18 protein-coding genes are annotated in these 19,368 nt (G+C 59.9%); 13 read left to right on the top strand and 5 right to left on the bottom strand.

The genetic code is table 11. The features are described from left to right. Positions 1-14 precede the first annotated feature (14 nt). From ACZ9IM_RS08525 to hisC, 10 genes are all read left to right on the top strand, one after another. Positions 15-824, top strand: coding sequence for an ATP-binding cassette domain-containing protein (locus ACZ9IM_RS08525; protein ID WP_008070586.1), 810 nt, complete (start codon positions 15-17; stop codon positions 822-824). Beyond that, positions 824-1,621 carry a lipid asymmetry maintenance ABC transporter permease subunit MlaE gene (gene mlaE, locus ACZ9IM_RS08520; RefSeq protein WP_008070585.1) on the top strand — a complete coding sequence of 266 codons (798 nt, stop codon included), beginning with the start codon at positions 824-826 and terminating at the stop codon, positions 1,619-1,621. The genes ACZ9IM_RS08525 and mlaE overlap by 1 nt, the downstream gene beginning before the upstream one ends. Further along, positions 1,621-2,088: an outer membrane lipid asymmetry maintenance protein MlaD gene (gene mlaD / locus ACZ9IM_RS08515; RefSeq protein ID WP_008070583.1), complete on the top strand. Its 468-nt coding sequence runs from the start codon at positions 1,621-1,623 to the stop codon at positions 2,086-2,088. The genes mlaE and mlaD overlap by 1 nt, the downstream gene beginning before the upstream one ends. A gap of 11 nt (positions 2,089-2,099) precedes the next feature. Continuing rightward, positions 2,100-2,753, top strand: coding sequence for an MlaC/ttg2D family ABC transporter substrate-binding protein (locus ACZ9IM_RS08510; RefSeq protein ID WP_476223701.1), 654 nt, complete (start codon positions 2,100-2,102; stop codon positions 2,751-2,753). Further along, positions 2,750-3,055: an STAS domain-containing protein gene (locus ACZ9IM_RS08505; RefSeq protein ID WP_253553224.1), complete on the top strand. Its 306-nt coding sequence runs from the start codon at positions 2,750-2,752 to the stop codon at positions 3,053-3,055. The genes ACZ9IM_RS08510 and ACZ9IM_RS08505 overlap by 4 nt, the downstream gene beginning before the upstream one ends. 115 nt (positions 3,056-3,170) lie before the next feature. Then, a complete protein-coding gene (locus ACZ9IM_RS08500; RefSeq protein ID WP_007901566.1) occupies positions 3,171-3,410 on the top strand; it encodes a BolA family protein in 240 nt (79 codons plus the stop codon). Positions 3,411-3,432: 22 nt separating this feature from the next. After that, the gene (gene murA / locus ACZ9IM_RS08495) at positions 3,433-4,698 is read left to right on the top strand and encodes a UDP-N-acetylglucosamine 1-carboxyvinyltransferase (protein ID WP_123499005.1); all 1,266 of its coding nucleotides are present in this window, start codon (positions 3,433-3,435) and stop codon (positions 4,696-4,698) included. 128 nt (positions 4,699-4,826) lie between these two features. Next, positions 4,827-5,462 (top strand): ATP phosphoribosyltransferase, encoded by a 636-nt coding sequence (gene hisG / locus ACZ9IM_RS08490; RefSeq protein WP_007901570.1) that lies wholly within the window; start codon positions 4,827-4,829, stop codon positions 5,460-5,462. Positions 5,463-5,588: 126 nt separating this feature from the next. Continuing rightward, positions 5,589-6,926 (top strand): histidinol dehydrogenase, encoded by a 1,338-nt coding sequence (gene hisD, locus ACZ9IM_RS08485; protein WP_476223700.1) that lies wholly within the window; start codon positions 5,589-5,591, stop codon positions 6,924-6,926. Positions 6,927-6,928: 2 nt separating this feature from the next. Next, positions 6,929-7,981 carry a histidinol-phosphate transaminase gene (gene hisC / locus ACZ9IM_RS08480; RefSeq protein WP_427623334.1) on the top strand — a complete coding sequence of 351 codons (1,053 nt, stop codon included), beginning with the start codon at positions 6,929-6,931 and terminating at the stop codon, positions 7,979-7,981. A 118-nt stretch (positions 7,982-8,099) separates the two neighbouring features. Here the strand turns inward: hisC and ACZ9IM_RS08475 are convergent, their stop codons facing one another. The 3 genes from ACZ9IM_RS08475 to algW all read right to left on the bottom strand — a co-directional run bounded on the left by ACZ9IM_RS08475 (position 8,100) and on the right by algW (position 12,218). After that, complete coding sequence (locus ACZ9IM_RS08475) at positions 8,100-8,819, bottom strand: DUF4198 domain-containing protein (protein WP_476223699.1); 720 nt, start codon at positions 8,817-8,819, stop codon at positions 8,100-8,102. A 13-nt stretch (positions 8,820-8,832) separates the two neighbouring features. After that, a complete protein-coding gene (locus ACZ9IM_RS08470; protein ID WP_476223698.1) occupies positions 8,833-10,938 on the bottom strand; it encodes a TonB-dependent siderophore receptor in 2,106 nt (701 codons plus the stop codon). 122 nt (positions 10,939-11,060) lie between these two features. Continuing rightward, a complete protein-coding gene (gene algW / locus ACZ9IM_RS08465) occupies positions 11,061-12,218 on the bottom strand; it encodes a Do family serine endopeptidase AlgW (protein ID WP_427623330.1) in 1,158 nt (385 codons plus the stop codon). A gap of 103 nt (positions 12,219-12,321) precedes the next feature. Between algW and ACZ9IM_RS08460 the strand changes: the two genes are divergently transcribed. From ACZ9IM_RS08460 to cysN, 3 genes are all read left to right on the top strand, one after another. Continuing rightward, positions 12,322-13,080, top strand: a complete 759-nt coding sequence (locus ACZ9IM_RS08460) for a Nif3-like dinuclear metal center hexameric protein (RefSeq protein WP_401175006.1) — start codon at positions 12,322-12,324, stop codon at positions 13,078-13,080. A 249-nt stretch (positions 13,081-13,329) separates the two neighbouring features. Next, positions 13,330-14,247, top strand: coding sequence for a sulfate adenylyltransferase subunit CysD (gene cysD / locus ACZ9IM_RS08455; RefSeq protein WP_008008639.1), 918 nt, complete (start codon positions 13,330-13,332; stop codon positions 14,245-14,247). Between the two features lie 9 nt (positions 14,248-14,256). Continuing rightward, positions 14,257-16,155, top strand: coding sequence for a sulfate adenylyltransferase subunit CysN (gene cysN, locus ACZ9IM_RS08450; RefSeq protein WP_476223697.1), 1,899 nt, complete (start codon positions 14,257-14,259; stop codon positions 16,153-16,155). Between the two features lie 185 nt (positions 16,156-16,340). Here cysN and ACZ9IM_RS08445 read toward each other — a convergent pair whose 3' ends face one another. Together ACZ9IM_RS08445 and pta are read right to left on the bottom strand one after the other, a co-directional pair. Further along, positions 16,341-17,246 carry an acyltransferase gene (locus ACZ9IM_RS08445; protein ID WP_476223696.1) on the bottom strand — a complete coding sequence of 302 codons (906 nt, stop codon included), beginning with the start codon at positions 17,244-17,246 and terminating at the stop codon, positions 16,341-16,343. Next, positions 17,247-19,346, bottom strand: a complete 2,100-nt coding sequence (gene pta / locus ACZ9IM_RS08440) for a phosphate acetyltransferase (RefSeq protein WP_123499023.1) — start codon at positions 19,344-19,346, stop codon at positions 17,247-17,249. Between the last annotated feature and the right edge of the window lie 22 nt (positions 19,347-19,368).

Genomic DNA, 19,368 nt, shown 5'->3' with positions numbered 1-19,368 from the left:
CGCAAGGAGTTTAGATGAGTGCCGATAACGCCTACGCGGTCGAGCTGAAGGGACTGACCTTCAAGCGCGGTACGCGCAGCATTTTCAATAACATCGATATCCGCATCCCGCGCGGCAAGGTTACCGGCATCATGGGACCTTCCGGGTGTGGCAAGACCACGCTGTTGCGGCTGATCGGCGCACAATTGCGCCCCACCAGCGGCGAAGTCTGGGTCAATGGCCAGAACCTGCCAACACTGTCGCGCAACGATCTGTTCGATGCGCGCAAGCACATGGGTGTGCTGTTTCAGAGCGGTGCATTGTTTACCGACCTTGATGTGTTCGAGAACGTCGCTTTTCCGCTACGTGTTCATACAGCGCTGCCGGAAGAAATGATCCGCGACATTGTCCTGCTCAAATTGCAGGCTGTTGGCTTGCGTGGCGCCATCGACCTGATGCCTGACGAATTGTCCGGCGGCATGAAACGTCGCGTCGCGCTGGCCCGGGCAATTGCTCTCGATCCGCGAATCCTGATGTACGACGAGCCTTTCGTCGGCCAGGACCCGATCGCCATGGGCGTGCTGGTGCGCTTGATCCGCCTGCTCAACGATGCGCTGAACATCACCAGCATTGTGGTTTCCCACGACCTGGCCGAGACCGCGAGCATCGCCGACCACCTCATCGTGGTGGGCGACGGGCAAGTGTTGGGGCAAGGCACGCCCAAGGATCTGATGAAATCGGATGAGCCACGTATTCGTCAATTCTTGACTGGCGAACCCGACGGCCCGGTCGCATACCACTTTCCAGCGCCGGATTACCGCGCAGATCTTCTGGGGAAGCGTTGATGCGCAAGATCACACTAATAGAAAGGGTGCGCCGTTTCGGTCATGCCGGCATCGATGTGATGGCGGTGTTCGGGCGTTCGGCGTTGTTCCTGTTCCATGCCTTGCTCGGTCGTGGCGGCATCGGCGGCGGTTTCGGCTTGCTGGTCAAGCAACTGCATTCGGTGGGCGTGATGTCCCTGGTGATCATCGTGGTCTCCGGGGTGTTCATCGGCATGGTGCTAGCCCTGCAGGGGTTCAATATTCTGTCCAGCTACGGTTCGGAACAGGCCGTCGGGCAGATGGTCGCGTTGACGCTGCTGCGTGAACTGGGGCCGGTGGTCACGGCCTTGCTGTTCGCCGGGCGCGCTGGGTCGGCGCTGACCGCCGAAATCGGCAACATGAAGTCCACCGAGCAATTGTCCAGCCTGGAAATGATCGGGGTCGACCCGCTCAAGTACATCATTGCCCCGCGCCTGTGGGCCGGTTTCATTTCCTTGCCGGTGCTGACGACGATTTTCAGCGTGGTGGGTATCTGGGGCGGTTCGTGGGTGGCCGTCGACTGGCTGGGTGTCTATGAAGGCTCCTACTGGTCGAACATGCAGAACAGCGTGACGTTTGTCGACGATGTGCTCAACGGTATTATCAAAAGCATCGTTTTTGCCTTCGTCGTGACCTGGATCGCCGTATTCCAAGGCTATGACTGCGAGCCCACTTCCGAGGGGATCAGTCGTGCCACTACCAAGACCGTGGTGTATGCCTCTTTGGCTGTACTTGGCCTGGACTTTATCTTGACCGCCTTGATGTTTGGAGATTTCTGATGCAAAACCGCACCCTGGAAATCGGTGTCGGCCTTTTCTTGCTGGCTGGCATCCTGGCTTTGCTGTTGCTTGCGCTGCGGGTCAGTGGCCTGGCTCCGACGGCGAGCACCGATACTTATAAACTTTATGCGTATTTCGACAATATCGCCGGTTTGACGGTCAGAGCTAAAGTGACCATGGCCGGTGTCACCATCGGCAAAGTCACCGCAATCGATCTGGATCGCGACAGCTTCACCGGTCGGGTGACCATGCAACTGGAAAAGCGCGTAGATAATCTGCCGACTGACTCCACTGCATCTATCCTGACCGCTGGCCTGTTGGGTGAGAAATACATCGGTATCAGCGTGGGCGGGGAAGAAACCCTGCTCAAGGAAGGGGGAACCATCCACGACACGCAGTCGTCGCTGGTGCTCGAGGACCTGATCGGTAAATTCCTGCTCAATACCGTTAGCAAAGACGCCAAATGAGGAGCTTTTGAATGATCTCTATCTTGCGACGTGGCCTGTTGGTAATACTCGCGGCTTTGCCGTTGATGGCTAACGCCGCGGCGGCGCCTTCCGCGCACGATCTGGTACAGGACACCACCACCCGGTTGTTGGCGGATCTTGCCGCCAACAAAGAAAAGTACAAACAGGACCCGCAGGACTTTTATACGGCGCTGAACACCATCGTCGGGCCTGTGGTGGATGCCGAAGGCATTTCCAAGAGCATCATGACGGTCAAGTATTCACGCAAGGCCACGCCCGAGCAGATGCAGAAGTTTGTCGAGAACTTCAAAAAAGGCCTGTTCCAGTTCTATGGCAATGCTTTGCTTGAGTACGACAACCAGGGCATCGTCGTCGATCCTGCCAAGGATGAGTCAGGCGACCGTACCAGCGTTGGCATGACGGTCAAGAGTAGCAGCGGCGCGATCTATCCTGTGTCTTATACACTTGAGAAGATCAACGGCGAGTGGAAGCTGCGCAACGTGATCATCAACGGCATCAACATTGGCAAGCTGTTCCGCGATCAGTTCGCTGATGCGATGCAGCGCAATGGCAACGACCTGGACAAGACCATCAACGGTTGGGCCGGGGAAGTCGCCAAAGCCAAGGAAGTCACCGAGAAATCCGCCGAGAAGCAAACCCAATGAGTGAGTCGGTCATTCGCATGAGCGAAACCGGCGAGCTGCTGCTCAGTGGCGTGCTGGATTACCGCACAGGCCCGAACCTGCGCAAGCAGGGGCAGGCGCTGATCAAGTCCAGTAACGCGGCTGCGCTGGTGGTTGATTGCTCAGCGGTGGAGAAGTCCAGCAGCGTCGGCTTGTCGCTGTTGCTGTGCTTCATGCGCGATGCCCAGGCGGCCGGCAAGGCCCTGAGCATTCGCGCGATGCCCGACGATATGCGTGAAATCGCTCAGGTCAGCGAATTGACCGAGCTGTTGGCGCACCCCTGAACCGCATCTATAAAGAAGCCCCCCGTCAGAGTCCTGTGAATGCGGGGTTCGCAGGCGCGGGGCTTTTTTGTATGATGTCCGACCCGCGCGCACAGGGCGCCGATTGAGGTTGAGCATGCAGGCCGTAGAAGTGAAGAGCTTCCTTGAAGGAAAGCTGCCAAACACGAAGGTGGAAGTTGAAGGCGAAGGCTGCAATTTCCAGCTGAACGTGATTAGCGATGAACTGGCGGCGTTGAGCCCGGTGAAGCGTCAGCAGCAGGTCTATGCCCATTTGAACCCATGGATCACCGATGGCAGCATCCATGCGGTCACTATGAAATTTTTCAGCAGCGCGGCCTGGGCCGAGCGCACCTGAGCCCAAGGGCGTCGAGATTCTTATGGATAAATTGATTATTACTGGTGGCGCTCGTCTTGATGGCGAGATTCGCATTTCCGGGGCAAAGAACTCTGCCCTGCCGATCCTGGCTGCCACCTTGCTGTGCGATGGCCCGGTGACCGTGGCCAACTTGCCGCACCTGCACGACATCACCACGATGATCGAGCTGTTCGGTCGCATGGGCATCGAGCCGGTGATCGACGAGAAGCTCAGCGTCGAAATCGACCCGCGCACCATCAAGACCCTGATCGCGCCGTACGAACTGGTGAAAACCATGCGTGCCTCGATCCTGGTGCTGGGCCCGATGGTTGCCCGTTTCGGTGAAGCCGAAGTCGCACTGCCTGGCGGTTGCGCCATCGGTTCGCGTCCGGTCGACCTGCACATCCGTGGCCTCGAAGCCATGGGCGCGGTCATCGACGTCGAAGGCGGCTACATCAAGGCCAAGGCCCCTGAAGGCGGCCTTCGCGGTGCGCACTTCTTCTTCGACACCGTCAGCGTGACCGGTACCGAGAACATCATGATGGCGGCCGCTCTGGCCAAGGGCCGTAGCGTGCTGGCGAACGCCGCTCGCGAGCCTGAGGTCATCGACCTGGCGAACTTCCTGAACGCCATGGGCGCCAAGATCACTGGTGCCGGCACCGACACCATCACCATCGATGGCGTCGAGCGTCTGCACCCGACCACATACAAGGTGATGCCTGACCGCATCGAGACCGGCACCTACCTGGTGGCGGCGGCGGTGACCGGCGGTCGTGTGAAGGTCAAGGACACTGATCCGACCATCCTCGAAGCCGTTCTGGAAAAGCTCCGCGAATCGGGTGCTGAAATCACCTGCGGCGAAGACTGGATCGAGCTGAACATGCACGGCAAGCGGCCAAAAGCCGTTAACGTGCGGACCGCTCCATACCCGGCGTTCCCGACCGACATGCAGGCGCAGTTCATCTCCCTCAACGCCATTGCCGAAGGCACTGGTGCGGTGATCGAGACGATCTTCGAAAACCGCTTCATGCACGTTTACGAACTGCACCGCATGGGCGCTCATATCCAGGTCGAAGGCAACACCGCCATCGTCACCGGCATCGAAAAGCTCAAGGGCGCGCCAGTAATGGCCACCGACCTGCGTGCTTCGGCCAGCCTGGTGATCTCGGCGCTGATCGCCGAAGGCGACACCCTGATCGACCGCATCTACCACATCGACCGTGGTTACGAGTGCATCGAAGAGAAACTGCAGATGCTCGGCGCGAAGATCCGCCGCGTACCGGGCTAGTTTCTGCTGCATGGGCGCAAGGACGCGCCTGTTGATTTTGTTCAAGTCGGGGCTGGTAACGGCCTCGATGTATGTCCGGCGCCGTTTGCGACCGGGCATGAGTACCTTGATAAGGACTGACGTTTCCCATGTTGACCATCGCACTGTCCAAGGGCCGCATCCTTGACGACACCCTGCCGCTTCTGGCTGAAGCGGGCATCGTGCCGACCGAGAATCCGGACAAGAGCCGCAAGCTGATCATCCCCACAACCCAGGCCGATGTGCGCTTGCTGATCGTGCGCGCCACCGATGTGCCGACTTATGTCGAGCATGGTGCCGCGGACCTCGGCGTCGCCGGTAAAGATGTGCTGATGGAATATGGCGGCCAGGGTCTGTACGAGCCTCTGGATCTGCGAATTGCCCTCTGCAAGCTGATGACCGCCGGCCGTGTCGGCGATGTCGAGCCCAAGGGCCGTCTACGGGTGGCGACCAAATTCGTCAACGTCGCCAAGCGTTACTATGCCGAGCAAGGCCGTCAGGTCGACATCATCAAGCTCTACGGCTCGATGGAGCTGGCGCCGCTGATCGGTCTGGCGGACAAGATCATCGACGTGGTCGACACCGGTAACACTCTGCGTGCCAATGGCCTGGAGCCCCAGGATTTCATTGCCGACATCAGCTCCCGGCTGATCGTCAACAAAGCTTCGATGAAAATGCAGCACGCCCGAATCCAGGCGTTGATCGACACCCTGCGCAAAGCAGTGGAGTCTCGACACCGCGGCTGATTCACCCGCGCGACCTTGAGTCGCGCCCGTCTATCCGCCTCATAGCCAGAATTCTCAGGTGCCCAAGCGGAAACGACTGCTAAGTTAGGGCGCCTGAGTTTTTGCCATTCCTATGAGGCTCTCGCTATGACCGCACCGACTGCAATTCGCCGACTCAACGCTGCTGACCCGGATTTCGCACATCATCTGGATCATCTGCTGAGCTGGGAAAGTGTGTCTGACGACTCGGTCAATCAGCGGGTGCTGGACATCATCAAGGCTGTTCGCGAGCGTGGCGACGCGGCGCTGGTGGAATTCACCCAGAAGTTCGACGGCCTGCAAGTCGCCTCCATGGCAGACCTGATCCTGCCACGCGAACGGCTGGAACTGGCATTGACCCGCATCACCGTGCCTCAGCGCGAAGCGCTGGAAAAAGCCGCGGCCCGCGTGCGCAGCTACCACGAAAAACAGAAACAGGATTCCTGGAGCTACACCGAAGCCGATGGCACAGTGCTGGGCCAGAAGGTTACGCCGCTGGATCGCGCCGGTCTGTATGTGCCGGGCGGCAAGGCGTCGTACCCATCCTCAGTGCTGATGAACGCAATTCCGGCCAAGGTTGCCGGCGTGACCGAAGTGGTCATGGTCGTGCCGACTCCACGCGGCGAGATCAACGAGCTGGTGCTAGCCGCGGCCTGCATTGCCGGTGTTGACCGGGTGTTCACCATCGGCGGCGCCCAGGCAGTTGCGGCGCTGGCTTACGGCACCGAAAGCGTTCCGAAGGTCGACAAAGTGGTCGGCCCTGGCAACATCTATGTCGCCACCGCCAAGCGCCACGTGTTCGGTCAGGTCGGCATCGACATGATCGCCGGCCCCTCCGAGATCCTCGTGGTGTGTGACGGTCAGACCGATCCGGACTGGATTGCCATGGACCTGTTCTCCCAGGCCGAGCACGACGAAGACGCCCAGGCGATTCTGGTCAGCCCGGACGCCGAGTTCCTTGACAAGGTCGCCGCCAGCATCGCCAAACTGCTGCCGACCATGGAACGCGCCGAAATCATCGAAACCTCGATCAATGGTCGCGGAGCGCTGATCAAGGTTCGCGACATGGAACAGGCCATAGAAGTGGCCAACCGCATTGCGCCAGAACACCTGGAGCTGTCGGTTGCCGATCCGCAGGCCTGGTTGCCGCAGATCCGCCACGCCGGCGCGATCTTCATGGGCCGCCACACCTCCGAAGCGCTGGGTGACTATTGTGCAGGTCCAAACCACGTCTTGCCGACGTCCGGCACCGCGCGCTTCTCTTCGCCACTGGGTGTTTATGACTTCCAGAAGCGTTCGTCGATCATCTTCTGCTCCGAGCAGGGTGCCTCCGAACTGGGCAAAACCGCTTCCGTGCTGGCCCGTGGCGAGTCGCTGACCGCTCACGCGCGGAGCGCCGAATACCGCATCGTTGACGAAGACTTTCTTCAAGAGCAGGGCAACTGAACATGAGTAAATTCTGGAGTCCCTTCGTCAAGAGTCTGGTGCCTTACGTGCCGGGCGAGCAGCCGAAGCTGGCAAAACTGGTGAAGCTCAACACCAACGAAAACCCATACGGTCCATCGCCCAAAGCGCTGGCCGCGATGCAGACCGAACTGAACGATAACCTGCGTCTTTACCCGGACCCGAACAGCGACCTGCTCAAGCAGGCTGTTGCCAGGTACTACGGCGTGCAGGGCAATCAGGTGTTCCTCGGCAACGGTTCCGATGAAGTCCTGGCGCACATTTTCCACGGTTTGCTGCAACACGATCAGCCGCTGCTATTCCCGGATATCAGCTACAGCTTCTACCCGGTTTACTGCGGGCTGTACGGCATTGCATTCGACGCGGTGCCGCTGGATGAGCAATTCCAGATCAACCCGGCGGACTACGCCAAGCCGAACGGCGGGATCATTTTCCCCAACCCGAACGCGCCGACCGGTTGCCTGCTGGCGCTGGACGCGGTTGAGCAAATCCTCAAGGCCAGCCCGGATTCGGTGGTCGTGGTGGATGAGGCTTACATTGATTTCGGTGGTGAAACGGCGATCACGCTGGTGGACCGTTATCCGAACCTGCTGGTGACTCAGACCCTGTCCAAGTCCCGTTCACTGGCGGGCCTGCGGGTTGGTCTGGCGGTGGGGCATCCGGATCTGATCGAGGCGCTGGAGCGGATCAAGAACAGCTTCAACTCCTACCCGCTGGATCGACTGGCGATTGTGGGGGCTGCGGCGGCGTTCGAGGATCGTGAGTATTTCGACAAGACCTGCCGGTTGGTCATCGACAGTCGCGAAAAGGTGGTCGCGCAGCTGGAGGCAAAGGGGTTTGAGGTGTTGCCGTCGGCGGCGAACTTCATTTTCGCCCGTCACCCGAAGCACGATGCGGCAGGGCTGGCGGCGAAGTTGCGCGAACAGGGCGTAATCGTTCGGCACTTCAAGCAGGAGCGGATTGCCCAGTTCCTGCGGATTTCCATCGGCGCGCCGGAGCAGAATCAGGCGCTGATCGACGGCCTCGGCGACCTGTAAGGCTTCCCCGATCCTGTGGGAGCGAGCCTGCTCGCGATGAGGCCATAACATTCAGCATTGATGTTGAATGCAAGACCGCTATCGCGAGCAGGGCTCGCTCCCACAAGGGGGTTGTGGGTTACTCGTGATGCGCTTCGCCCAGGAAGGTCAGCGACGTGAACAACCCGCGCGTCGCGACATCCGGGTTGTCCTTCAGCGGAATCTCCATCTGCGCCGCAATCACATTCAACCCTTCATTACGCACCAATACTTGCGCCCGACCCTCTGCATCGGTCTCGGTGCTTAACGTATTCGGCGCGCTGCGATAGTCGCCCACCAACTTCACGCCCGCCGCCGGCTTACCGTCCAGCAGCACCCGAACCGGCAACGACTTGCCCGGCCCCACGGTTAGCGGATCAACCTCCGGCAGAATCAGCAGTTTCATCTGATCGAGCTTCGGCAGCTTCGTCCCCGGCTGGTAGATCGCCAGGCTGTACTTGAAGGTCTGGGTCGACTCAATGGCCCCCGGTACTTTGCTGCGCCCTTCGTTGATCCATTTCTTATCCGCCGTCTGCGACCACATGCCATTGTTCAGCGCCACGGCCATCACCGCCGGTGGTTTCAACGGTTGCAGGCGGGCGTGGTCGGCCAGCCGTTGCACGTTCACCGGGATCATTTTTCCGGCTACGTCATAGGCCCACGCGCCGCTGATTTTCTGTGCCTTGAAGGCGTTGTCTTCGGCACCGTGGCCGTAGATGACTTCGATGTTGCCGCGACGTTCTTCGGTCCAGAGACCGTGGGCCGAGACTTGGCCGGCACACAACAGACTGAGTAGCGCCAGGGATTTTAGGTGTCGCATGGTGGACGTCCTTTTACAGGTTGAGTGTCAGACTGACGGTGAAATTGCGCGGCTCTCCGGGGTTGACCCAGTAGTTGCTGTAGGAGCGCTCGAAGTATTTCTCGTCGAAAAGATTGTTCAGGTTCAGGCCCACGGTGACGTTTTCGCTGGCCTTGTAATGGGCCAGCAGGTCGACGGTGTGGTAGGCCGGCAGTTCGAAGTCGCTGCCGGCTTCACCCGAGCGATCGCCGACATAAGTGAACGCTGCACCAAGGTCCGAACCGCGCAAATAGCCGTCCTGAAATTCATAAACACCCAACAGACTGCCGCTGCGTTTGGCCACGCCAAGAATTCGGCTGCCAGTGGGAATGACCTTGTCGCCCTGGGTGACTTCGGCGTCGATGTACGCGAAAGCACCGATTACTCGCACGGCATCGGTTACTTGCCCGGTGACTTGCAGGTCGACACCCTGGCTGCGGGCCTTGCCCATGGCGCGACTGGAATCGGTGCTGGGATCAAGCGCCAGGACGTTTTCCTTTTCGATATGGAAGGCGGCGAGGGTGGTGCTCAAGCGCTCATCGAACAGCTCGCTCTTGATCCCGACTTCATAACCGACGCCTTCTTCCGGGTTGAAGGATTTGCCGGCGGCGTCCAGACCGTTGTTCGGTTTGAACGAGGTGGAGGCGTTGGCGAACAAGCCCACTTCGGGCGTCATCTGGTAGAGCAGGCCGGCCCGCTGGGTCAGGGCATCGTGGCGCTGGCGGCTGGTGGCGTTGCGGCTGTGATCGTTGATGCTTTGTTCGAAATGCTCAAAGCGCGCACCGAGCATGCCGCGCAGTTTGTCGGTGAAGACGATCTGGTCCTGAAGGTTCAGTGCCTGACTTTCGACGTGCTCGAAGAAGTCGGTCCCGGAGCGTGCGCCATTGGGTTTCGGCTGGCCGTAGATCGGTCGATAGATATCGATGGCGCACGGGCCGCCGGCAATGGTCGTGACCCGTTCGTTCTTGCGGAAATTCTCGTATTCGCTGCCAATTAGTAGTTCGTGTTGCCAGCTGCCGATGTCGAACAAACCACGCAGTTCGAGTTGGGTGATGCTGTCATGCCAGTTGGTATCGCGCTCGCGATAGCGACGGTTGATGGTGTGGCCGTCGGCGTTCAATGGACGGTTTTCGGAGGCGAAGCCCCAGAGCTTGCCTTCCTTGTAATGGCTGGCGAGGCGTAGTTTCCAGCGGTCGTTGAGCTGATGTTCGAGGGCGGCTTGCAGCAGATTGTTATGGTTGTCGATGTTGCCGTCGTTGGGTTCACCAAGGAAGGTCGAACGGGAGACACCGCTCCATTTATTGTTCGGCGCGACGATACCGCGATCGAAGGTCGAGCTGTGGCGCACGAACTCGCTCTCCACCAACAGGCTGGTGTCCGGGTTCAGTTGCCAGCTGAAGGAGGGCGCAACGAACACACGCTGGCTGTCGACGTGATCGCGGAAGCTGTGGTTGTCCTCGACGGCCAGGTTCACCCGGGACAGAACGTTGCCGTCATCATCCAGCGGTGTGTTGGCGTCCACGGCGGTGCGATAGCGATCCCAACTGCCGGCGCTGGTTTGCAGTGTGGTGAAGGCTTCGGGCTGGGGTTTCTTGGTGACGATGTTCACCGTGCCGCCCGGATCGCCACGACCATAGAGGCTGGCGGCCGGGCCTTTGAGCACTTCGATGCGTTCGATGTTGGCCACGTCCGGCGTGCTTGGATAGCCACGGTTGGCGCTGAAACCGTCCTTGTAGAACTCCGACGTGGTGAAGCCGCGCACGCTGTATTCGTAGAGCGTCAGGCCGCCGAAATTGTTCTGTTTAGACACGCCACCGGCAAATTCCAGTGCGCGTTCGACGCTGGTGCTACCCAAGTCCTTGAGCACACTGACGGGAATCACACTGATCGATTGCGGGATATCGCGAAGGGCGGTGTCGGTTTTGGTGGCGCTGGAGGAGCGTGTGGCGCGGTAACCGTTGACCGGGCCGGTGGGGGATTCGTAGTCGGAGGTGACGCTGATGGCGTCCAGTTCAACGGTTTGCGATTCTTCGGCAAAGACCGGATCCCCCAGCAAACCGAGGGCCAGGCCTGCGAGGGAAGCCATTGTTCGAGACGACATGTTATGTTGTTCCAATAGTAGTATTGAAACAATATAACATGCCTAATGAGAATGTATTCGTTTAAGGCTAGCTGTCTCTGTGCTTTCAAAGACCTCGAAAAGATCGCAGCCTTCGGCAGCTCCTACTCTTCTTTTTCCTTGATCGGCGCGGGTGGCGGACGCAGACCGATTTCTGCCGTGAGCTTGAGCTCTTTACCGTTGCGCATCACCTGAATGGTGACCTTGTCGGTCGGCTTGATCCGTGCCACCTGGTTCATCGAACGGCGACCGTCGCCGGCCGGTTCACCGTCGATGCTAAGGATCACGTCGCCCAGTTGCAGGCCGGCCTTTTGCGCCGGGCCGTCACGGAAAATCCCCGCGACCACAATCCCCGGACGTCCCGACAGACCAAACGATTCCGCCAGTTCCTGACTCAACGGTTGTACTTCGATGCCGAGCCAGCCGCGAATCACCTGGCCGTGTTCGATGATCGACTTCATCACTTCCATCGCCAATTTGACCGGGATCGCGAAGCCGATGCCCTGAGAACCGCCGGACTTGGAGAAGATCGCCGTGTTGATGCCGGTCAGGTTGCCATTGGCGTCCACCAGTGCACCGCCGGAGTTGCCGGGGTTGATCGCGGCATCGGTCTGGATGAAGTCTTCGTAGTTGTTCAGCCCCAGCTGATTGCGCCCGGTGGCGCTGATGATGCCCATGGTCACGGTCTGGCCGACGCCGAAGGGGTTGCCGATGGCCAAGGCCACGTCGCCGATGCGGATATTGTCGGAACGGCCGACGGTGATCGATGGCAGGTTTTTCAGGTCAATCTTCAATACCGCGAGGTCAGTTTCCGGGTCGCTGCCGATGACCCGGGCCAGGGTTTCACGGCCATCCTTGAGCGCCACCACGATCTGGTCGGCACCGCTGGTCACGTGGTTGTTGGTCAGCAGATAACCTTCCGGGCTCATGATCACGCCCGAACCGAGGCTCGACTCCATGCGCTTCTGCTTGGGCGAGTTGTCGCCGAAGAAGCGGCGGAACTGCGGATCTTCGAACAGCGGATGGCTGGGCTTGTTGACCACTTTGGTGGTGTACAGATTGACCACCGACGGCGCGGCCGTGGTCACCGCGTCGGCATAGGACACCGGGCCCTGCTGCAGACCGATGGTTTGCGGGGCTTGCTGCAGATTCACGTCCAGGCTCGGTAGCCCGACCCATTGCGGATAACGCTGCATAATCAATAGAGCGATAAGCACGCCGGCCAACAGCGGCCAGCCGGAAAAACGCAGCGCCTTGAGCATTAAGCAAGTCCTACAGAGGTTGCAGGCGGTGTGAGACCGCCCATAATGTCGCGCATTATACGAGGCCAAGCGCGCCTCTGAATGGGATATTTAGGAGTCTTTTATGGCCGTCGCCCTGAGCACCCTGGTCGAAGAAGCCGACCGCTACCTGGCAAGTGCGAAGATCGCCGATTACTGCCCCAATGGCTTGCAGGTCGAAGGCCGGCCGCAAGTGATGCGTATCGTCAGCGGTGTTACTGCAAGCCAGGCGTTGCTGGACGCCGCGGTAGAGGCCCAGGCCGATCTGGTGCTGGTGCATCACGGCTATTTCTGGAAAGGTGAAAACCCGTGCATCACCGGCATGAAGCAGCGCCGGTTGAAAACCTTGCTCAAGCACGATATCAGCCTGCTGTCTTATCACTTGCCGCTGGATCTGCACCCGGAAGTTGGTAATAACGTGCAGCTTGCCCGGCAACTGGACATCACCGTCGAAGGCCCGCTGGATCCGGACAATCTGAAAGTTGTTGGCCTGGTCGGCTCGTTGAACGAACCGATGACCCCTCGCGATTTCGCCCGTCGCGTGCAGGAAGTCATGGGGCGCGAGCCATTGCTGATCGAAGGCAGCGCGATGATTCGTCGGGTCGGCTGGTGCACCGGTGGCGGCCAGGGGTACATTGATCAGGCGGTGTTGGCGGGCGTCGATCTGTACCTCAGCGGCGAAGCCTCCGAGCAGACGTTCCACAGCGCCCGGGAAAACGACATCAGCTTCATCGCCGCCGGCCATCACGCCACCGAGCGTTACGGCGTGCAGGCTTTGGGCGATTACCTGGCGCGACGTTTCGCCCTCGAGCACATCTTTATTGATTGCCCGAACCCTATCTGAATCACCCCATATCCACTGTGGGAGCGAGCCTGCTCGCGATGGCTACGTCACATTCGACATTGATGTGACTGACACACCGCTATCGCGAGCAGGCTCGCTCCCACAGGACCCAGTACACCCGAACAGGCAGGTATATTCATATACCCTTTCGATCTAGCCAGCGTCCTGATTAGAAGAGGGCGCTGTGCTAGGATTCCCCGCTCGAACACGGCCCGCAGGCCGTCCATAAGATCGTTTTCGTGAGTAGCCATGGTCGACAAACTGACGCATCTGAAACAGCTGGAGGCCGAAAGCATCCACATCATCCGCGAGGTCGCCGCCGAGTTCGATAACCCGGTGATGCTGTACTCCGTCGGTAAAGACTCCGCCGTGATGCTGCACCTGGCACGCAAGGCATTCTTCCCGGGCAAACTTCCGTTTCCGGTGATGCACGTCGACACCCAGTGGAAGTTCAAGGAAATGTACGCGTTCCGCGACCGCATGGTCGAAGAACTCGGTCTGGACCTGCTGGTGCATGTGAATCCCGAGGGTGTTGCACAGGGTATCAACCCGCTCACCCACGGCAGTGCCAAGCACACCGATATCATGAAGACCGAAGGCCTCAAGCAGGCTCTCGACAAGTACGGCTTCGATGCCGCATTCGGTGGCGCCCGTCGCGACGAAGAGAAATCCCGTGCTAAAGAGCGCGTGTATTCCTTCCGTGACACCAAGCACCGCTGGGACCCGAAAAACCAGCGTCCCGAGTTGTGGAACGTCTACAACGGCAAGGTCAACAAGGGCGAATCGATCCGTGTTTTCCCGTTGTCGAACTGGACCGAACTGGACATCTGGCAGTACATCTACCTCGAAGGTATCCCGATCGTGCCGCTGTATTTCGCCGCCGAGCGCGACGTTATCGAGATGAATGGCACCTGGATCATGATCGACGACGAGCGCCTGCTCAATCACCTGAGCGACGAAGACAAGGCGCGCATCGTCAAGAAGAAGGTCCGTTTCCGTACGCTGGGCGACTACCCGTTGACCGGTGCGGTCGAGTCCGAGGCCACCAGCCTGACCGACATCATTCAGGAAATGCTCCTGACGCGAACTTCCGAACGCCAGGGCCGAGTCATCGATCACGATGGCGCAGGTTCGATGGAAGAAAAGAAACGTCAGGGTTATTTCTAAGGGGTTGTCATGTCGCACGCATCTGATTTGATCAGCGAGGACATCCTCGCCTATCTGGGCCAGCACGAACGCAAGGAAATGCTGCGCTTTCTTACCTGTGGCAACGTCGACGACGGCAAGAGCACCCTGATCGGGCGCCTGCTGCACGACTCCAAGATGATCTACGAAGATCACCTGGAAGCCATTACCCGCGACTCGAAAAAAGTCGGCACCACCGGTGAAGACATCGACCTGGCATTGCTGGTCGACGGCTTGCAGGCCGAGCGTGAGCAGGGCATCACCATTGATGTCGCCTACCGCTATTTCTCCACCGCCAAACGCAAGTTCATCATCGCCGATACCCCCGGCCATGAGCAGTACACCCGTAACATGGCCACCGGTGCCTCCACCTGTGACCTGGCGATCATCCTGGTCGACGCCCGTTACGGCGTGCAGACCCAGACCCGTCGCCACAGCTTTATCGCCTCGTTGCTGGGCATCAAGCACATCGTTGTCGCCATCAACAAGATGGACCTCAACGGCTTCGACGAAAGCGTGTTCGAGTCGATCAAGGCCGATTACCTGAAGTTCGCCGAAGGCATCGCGTTCAAGCCGACCACCATGGCGTTCGTGCCGATGTCCGCGCTCAAGGGCGACAACGTGGTGAACAAGTCCGAGCGCTCGCCGTGGTACACCGGCCAGTCGCTGATGGAAATCCTCGAAACCGTCGAAATCGCCAGCGACCGCAACTACACCGACCTGCGTTTCCCGGTGCAGTACGTCAACCGTCCGAACCTGAACTTCCGTGGTTTTGCCGGCACCCTGGCCAGCGGCATCGTGCACAAGGGCGACGAAGTCGTTGTGTTGCCGTCGGGCAAGAGCAGCCGCGTGAAATCCATTGTCACCTTCGAAGGTGAACTGGAGCATGCAGGTCCCGGTCAAGCCGTGACGCTGACCATGGAAGACGAAATCGACATCTCCCGCGGCGACTTGCTGGTGCATGCCGACAACCAGCCGCAAGTGACTGACGCCTTCGACGCCATGCTGGTGTGGATGGCCGAAGAGCCGATGCTGCCGGGCAAGAAATACGACATCAAGCGCGCCACGACTTACGTGCCGGGTTCGATCACCAGCATCGTCAATCGCGTGGACGTGAACACCCTGGCCGAAGGTCCCGCCAGCTCGCTGCAGTTGAACGAGATCGGTCGGGTCAAGATCAGCCTCGACGCGGCCATCGCGCTGGACGGTTACGACAGCAACCGCACCACCGGTTCGTTCATCGTCATCGATCGACTGACCAACGGCACGGTCGCGGCCGGCATGATCATCGCCCAACCGTTGAGCCATGGCACCAGCACCCACCACGGCAAACTGGCTCACGTGGCTACCGAAGAACGTGCTCTGCGCTTCGGCCAGCAACCGGCCACCGTGTTGTTCAGCGGCCTGTCGGGCGCAGGCAAAAGCACCCTGGCTTACGCCGTTGAGCGCAAGCTGTTCGACCTGGGTCGTGCGGTGTTTGTACTCGATGGCCAGAACCTGCGTCACGACCTGAACAAAGGTCTGCCACAGGATCGCGCCGGGCGTACCGAAAACTGGCGTCGCGCAGCGCACGTTGCGCGTCAGTTCAACGAAGCGGGTCTGTTGACCTTGGCAGCCTTCGTTGCGCCGAGTGCTGAAGGTCGTGAGCAGGCCCGGGAGCTGATCGGCAAGGAGCGTCTGCTGACGGTCTACGTCCAGGCCTCTCCGACGGTCTGTGCCGAGCGTGATCCGCAAGGTCTGTATGCGGCGGCCGGGGATAACATCCCGGGCGAATCCTTCCCGTACGACGTGCCACTGAATGCCGATCTGGTGATCGACACCCAGTCGCTTTCGCTGGAAGAAAGCGTCAAGCAAGTGCTGGATCTGCTGCGTAAACGTGGCGCGATCTAAGCGTTAGCCACTAATAAAAAACCCGCCGATGAGTGATCATCGGCGGGTTTTTTTGTGTCTGGGAGGACGCCTTCGCGAGCAGGCTCGCTCCCACATTGGTTCTCAATGAAATACAAATTTTGTGTCCACTGAAGATCAACTGTGGGAGCGAGCCTGCTCGCGATGGGGCCGGTACAGACTCCTTGTTACTTGGCGGGATACTCACGGTGCATCTGCCCCAGCAACGCATCCTTGTCATTCCACAGCTGATTGATCCAACCCTGAAACTCAAGCCGATACACCCCATCCTGGTCATAGTTTTTGCCGACGAACTGCGGCGGAATCTTCAGCTCCTGAAAGTGCACCACCACATCCTTCACGTTCCCACAGAGCAAATTCCAGTAACCCGGACGCCCGGCCGGATAGTGAATGGTCACGTTGACGATGGCTTCCAGCTGGTCGCCCATGGCATCCAGCACGAAGGCAATGCCACCCGCTTTCGGCTTGAGCAGGTAGCGGAACGGTGAGCTCTGCTGTACGTGCTTGCCCTCGGTGAAGCGCGTGCCTTCGACGAAGTTGAAAATCCCCACCGGGTTATTGCGGAACTTGTCGCAGGTCTTGCGGGTGGTTTCCAGGTCTTTGCCTTTCTTCTCCGGGTGCTTCTCCAGGTAGGCCTTGGAGTAGCGCTTCATGAACGGAAAACCGAGCGCCCACCACGCCAGACCAATCACCGGTACCCAGATCAGTTGCTGTTTGAGGAAGAACTTCAGCGGGCGAATCTTCCGGTTCAGCACGTACTGCAACACCATGATGTCGACCCAGCTCTGGTGGTTGCTGGTGATCAGGTACGAGTGCTGATAGTCCAGGCCTTCCAGCCCGCTGAGCTGCCAGCGCGTGTGCCCGAGCAGATCCATCCAGGCCTTGTTGTTGCTGATCCAGGCTTCGTGGATATGGCTCATCAGCCAATCGGTAAAACGTTGGGCGACGGGGAAGGGCAGCAGCAGTTTGAAGATCGCCACGATGAACAGCGGCGTGCAGCAGACAATCGTGTTCAGCGCCAACAGCAGCGAGGCGATCACGCCGCGCACGGGTGCAGGTAGAAAATCCAGCATTTAAACATCCAAAGGTCGGTTGGCAGCTTGAATCGCGGTCAACGCGATGGTGTAGACGATGTCGTCGACCTGCGCGCCGCGCGGCAGGTCATTCACTGGTTTGCGCAGGCCTTGCAGCATCGGCCCGAGGCTGACGCAGTCTGCGCTGCGCTGCACGGCTTTGTGGGTGGTGTTGCCGGTGTTCAAGTCGGGGAACACGAACACCGTGGCACGACCGGCCACCTGACTGTTCGGCGCCAATTGTCGGGCCACGGTTTCGTTGGCGGCGGCGTCGTACTGCAACGGGCCGTCGATCAGCAGTGAGTTTTGCTGTTCGTGGGCGAGCAACGTCGCTTCGCGAACCTTCTCGACTTCTTCGCCGCTGGCCGATTCACCGCTGGAGTAGCTGATCATCGCCACGCGCGGGGTGATGCCGAAGGCGGCTGCCGAGTCGGCGCTTTGCAGCGCGATTTCGGCCAGTTCGCTGGCGCTCGGGTGCGGGTTCATCACGCAGTCGCCGTAGACCAGCACTTCCTCGGGGAAGAGCATGAAGAACACTGACGACACCAGCGTGCAGCCCGGCGCGGTCTTGATCAGTTGCAGGGCCGGGCGGATGGTGTTGGCGGTGGAGTGAATGACCCCGGACACGAGGCCGTCCACTTCATCCAGCGCCAGCATCATGGTGCCGATCACCACGGTGTCTTCCAGTTGTTGTTCGGCCATCGGCGCGTTGAGGCTTTTAGTCTTGCGCAGTGCAACCATTGGCTCGACGTAGCGTTCGCGAATCAGGTCCGGATCGAGGATTTCCAGCCCCGGCGGCAACTCGATGCCTTGGGCGCGGGCGACGGCTTCGACGTCCGCCGGTTTGGCCAGCAACACGCAACGGGCAATGCCGCGGGCCTGGCAGATCGCGGCGGCCTGCACGGTCAACGGCTCGCTGCCTTCGGGCAACACGATGCGCTTGTTGGCGGCCTGGGCGCGCTGGATCAACTGGTAGCGGAACACCGCTGGCGACAGGCGCATTTCCCGTGGCGTGCCGCAGCGCTGGTGCAGCCAGTTGGCGTCAAGGTGGCTGGCGACGAAATCGGTGATGATTTCCGCACGTTCGCGGTCGTCGATCGGGATTTCCTTGTTCAAACTGTTCAACTGGTTGGCGGTGTCGTAGGAACCGGTGCTGACCGACAACACCGGCAAGCCGGCCTGCAAGGCGCCACGGCACAGATCCATGATGCGCGGGTCGGGAAGGGTGTCGCTGGTCAGCAACAGGCCGGCCAGGGGCACGCCGTTCATCGCCGCGAGGCTGACGGCGAGGATGATGTCGTCGCGATCGCCGGGGGTTACCACCAGCACACCGGGTTTGAGCAGCTCCACAGTGTTGCGCACGGTGCGGGCGCAGATGATGATGTTGGTCATGCGCCGGGTTTCATAGTCGCCGGCGTTGAGCACCTGAGCGCCCATCAGGTCGGCCACGTCACGGGTGCGCGGTGCATTCAGCTCCGGTTGATACGGGATGCAGCCGAGCAGGCGGAAGTCGCCACTGCGCAGCAACGGCGAGTGCTCCTTCAGGCGCGAGGCGAAGGCCTCCATGCTTTCGTCGGTCTTGACCTTGTTGAGGATCACGCCCAGGACTTTCGGGTCTTTCGGCCCGCCGAACAATTGCGCCTGCAATTCCACCCGGCCGGACAATTCAGTCAGCACTTCGTTTTCCGGTGCCGAGACCAGAATCACATCGGCGTCCAGGCTCTTGGCCAAATGCAGGTTGACCCGCGCCGCGTAACTGGCGCTGCGGGTCGGGACCATGCCTTCGACAATCAGCACGTCCTTGCCGACAGCGGCTTGCTGATAAAGGGTGATGATTTCTTCGAGCAGTTCGTCCAGCTGACCGTCGCCGAGCATCCGCTCAACGTGGGCCAGGCCCAGTGGCTGAGGCGGTTTCAAACCGTGGGTGCGGGCCACCAGTTCGGTGGAGCGTTCAGGGCCCGTGTCGCCCGGGTGCGGCTGGGCAATCGGTTTGAAAAAGCCGACTTTGAGACCGGCCCGCTCAAGCGTACGCACCAGCCCGAGGCTGATGGAGGTCAGACCCACACCAAAATCGGTGGGCGCGATAAAAAAAGTTTGCATGCGGATTCTCTAAGGGTGCATG

The organism is Pseudomonas sp. TE12508, from assembly GCF_056279485.1.
Note: the sequence above shows the minus strand (reverse complement) of the source record. Positions and strands in the feature narration are given on the sequence as shown.

Excerpts from the sequence above, each read along its gene's own strand:
- ACZ9IM_RS08525 (WP_008070586.1), top strand. The coding sequence starts at position 15 with ATGAGTGCCGATAACGCCTACGCGGTCGAGCTGAAGGGACTGACCTTC.
- mlaE (WP_008070585.1), top strand. The coding sequence starts at position 824 with ATGCGCAAGATCACACTAATAGAAAGGGTGCGCCGTTTCGGTCATGCC.
- mlaD (WP_008070583.1), top strand. The coding sequence starts at position 1,621 with ATGCAAAACCGCACCCTGGAAATCGGTGTCGGCCTTTTCTTGCTGGCT.
- ACZ9IM_RS08510 (WP_476223701.1), top strand. The coding sequence starts at position 2,100 with ATGATCTCTATCTTGCGACGTGGCCTGTTGGTAATACTCGCGGCTTTG.
- ACZ9IM_RS08505 (WP_253553224.1), top strand. The coding sequence starts at position 2,750 with ATGAGTGAGTCGGTCATTCGCATGAGCGAAACCGGCGAGCTGCTGCTC.
- ACZ9IM_RS08500 (WP_007901566.1), top strand. The coding sequence starts at position 3,171 with ATGCAGGCCGTAGAAGTGAAGAGCTTCCTTGAAGGAAAGCTGCCAAAC.
- murA (WP_123499005.1), top strand. The coding sequence starts at position 3,433 with ATGGATAAATTGATTATTACTGGTGGCGCTCGTCTTGATGGCGAGATT.
- hisG (WP_007901570.1), top strand. The coding sequence starts at position 4,827 with ATGTTGACCATCGCACTGTCCAAGGGCCGCATCCTTGACGACACCCTG.
- hisD (WP_476223700.1), top strand. The coding sequence starts at position 5,589 with ATGACCGCACCGACTGCAATTCGCCGACTCAACGCTGCTGACCCGGAT.
- hisC (WP_427623334.1), top strand. The coding sequence starts at position 6,929 with ATGAGTAAATTCTGGAGTCCCTTCGTCAAGAGTCTGGTGCCTTACGTG.
- ACZ9IM_RS08475 (WP_476223699.1), bottom strand. The coding sequence starts at position 8,819 with ATGCGACACCTAAAATCCCTGGCGCTACTCAGTCTGTTGTGTGCCGGC.
- ACZ9IM_RS08470 (WP_476223698.1), bottom strand. The coding sequence starts at position 10,938 with ATGTCGTCTCGAACAATGGCTTCCCTCGCAGGCCTGGCCCTCGGTTTG.
- algW (WP_427623330.1), bottom strand. The coding sequence starts at position 12,218 with ATGCTCAAGGCGCTGCGTTTTTCCGGCTGGCCGCTGTTGGCCGGCGTG.
- ACZ9IM_RS08460 (WP_401175006.1), top strand. The coding sequence starts at position 12,322 with ATGGCCGTCGCCCTGAGCACCCTGGTCGAAGAAGCCGACCGCTACCTG.
- cysD (WP_008008639.1), top strand. The coding sequence starts at position 13,330 with ATGGTCGACAAACTGACGCATCTGAAACAGCTGGAGGCCGAAAGCATC.
- cysN (WP_476223697.1), top strand. The coding sequence starts at position 14,257 with ATGTCGCACGCATCTGATTTGATCAGCGAGGACATCCTCGCCTATCTG.
- ACZ9IM_RS08445 (WP_476223696.1), bottom strand. The coding sequence starts at position 17,246 with ATGCTGGATTTTCTACCTGCACCCGTGCGCGGCGTGATCGCCTCGCTG.
- pta (WP_123499023.1), bottom strand. The coding sequence starts at position 19,346 with ATGCAAACTTTTTTTATCGCGCCCACCGATTTTGGTGTGGGTCTGACC.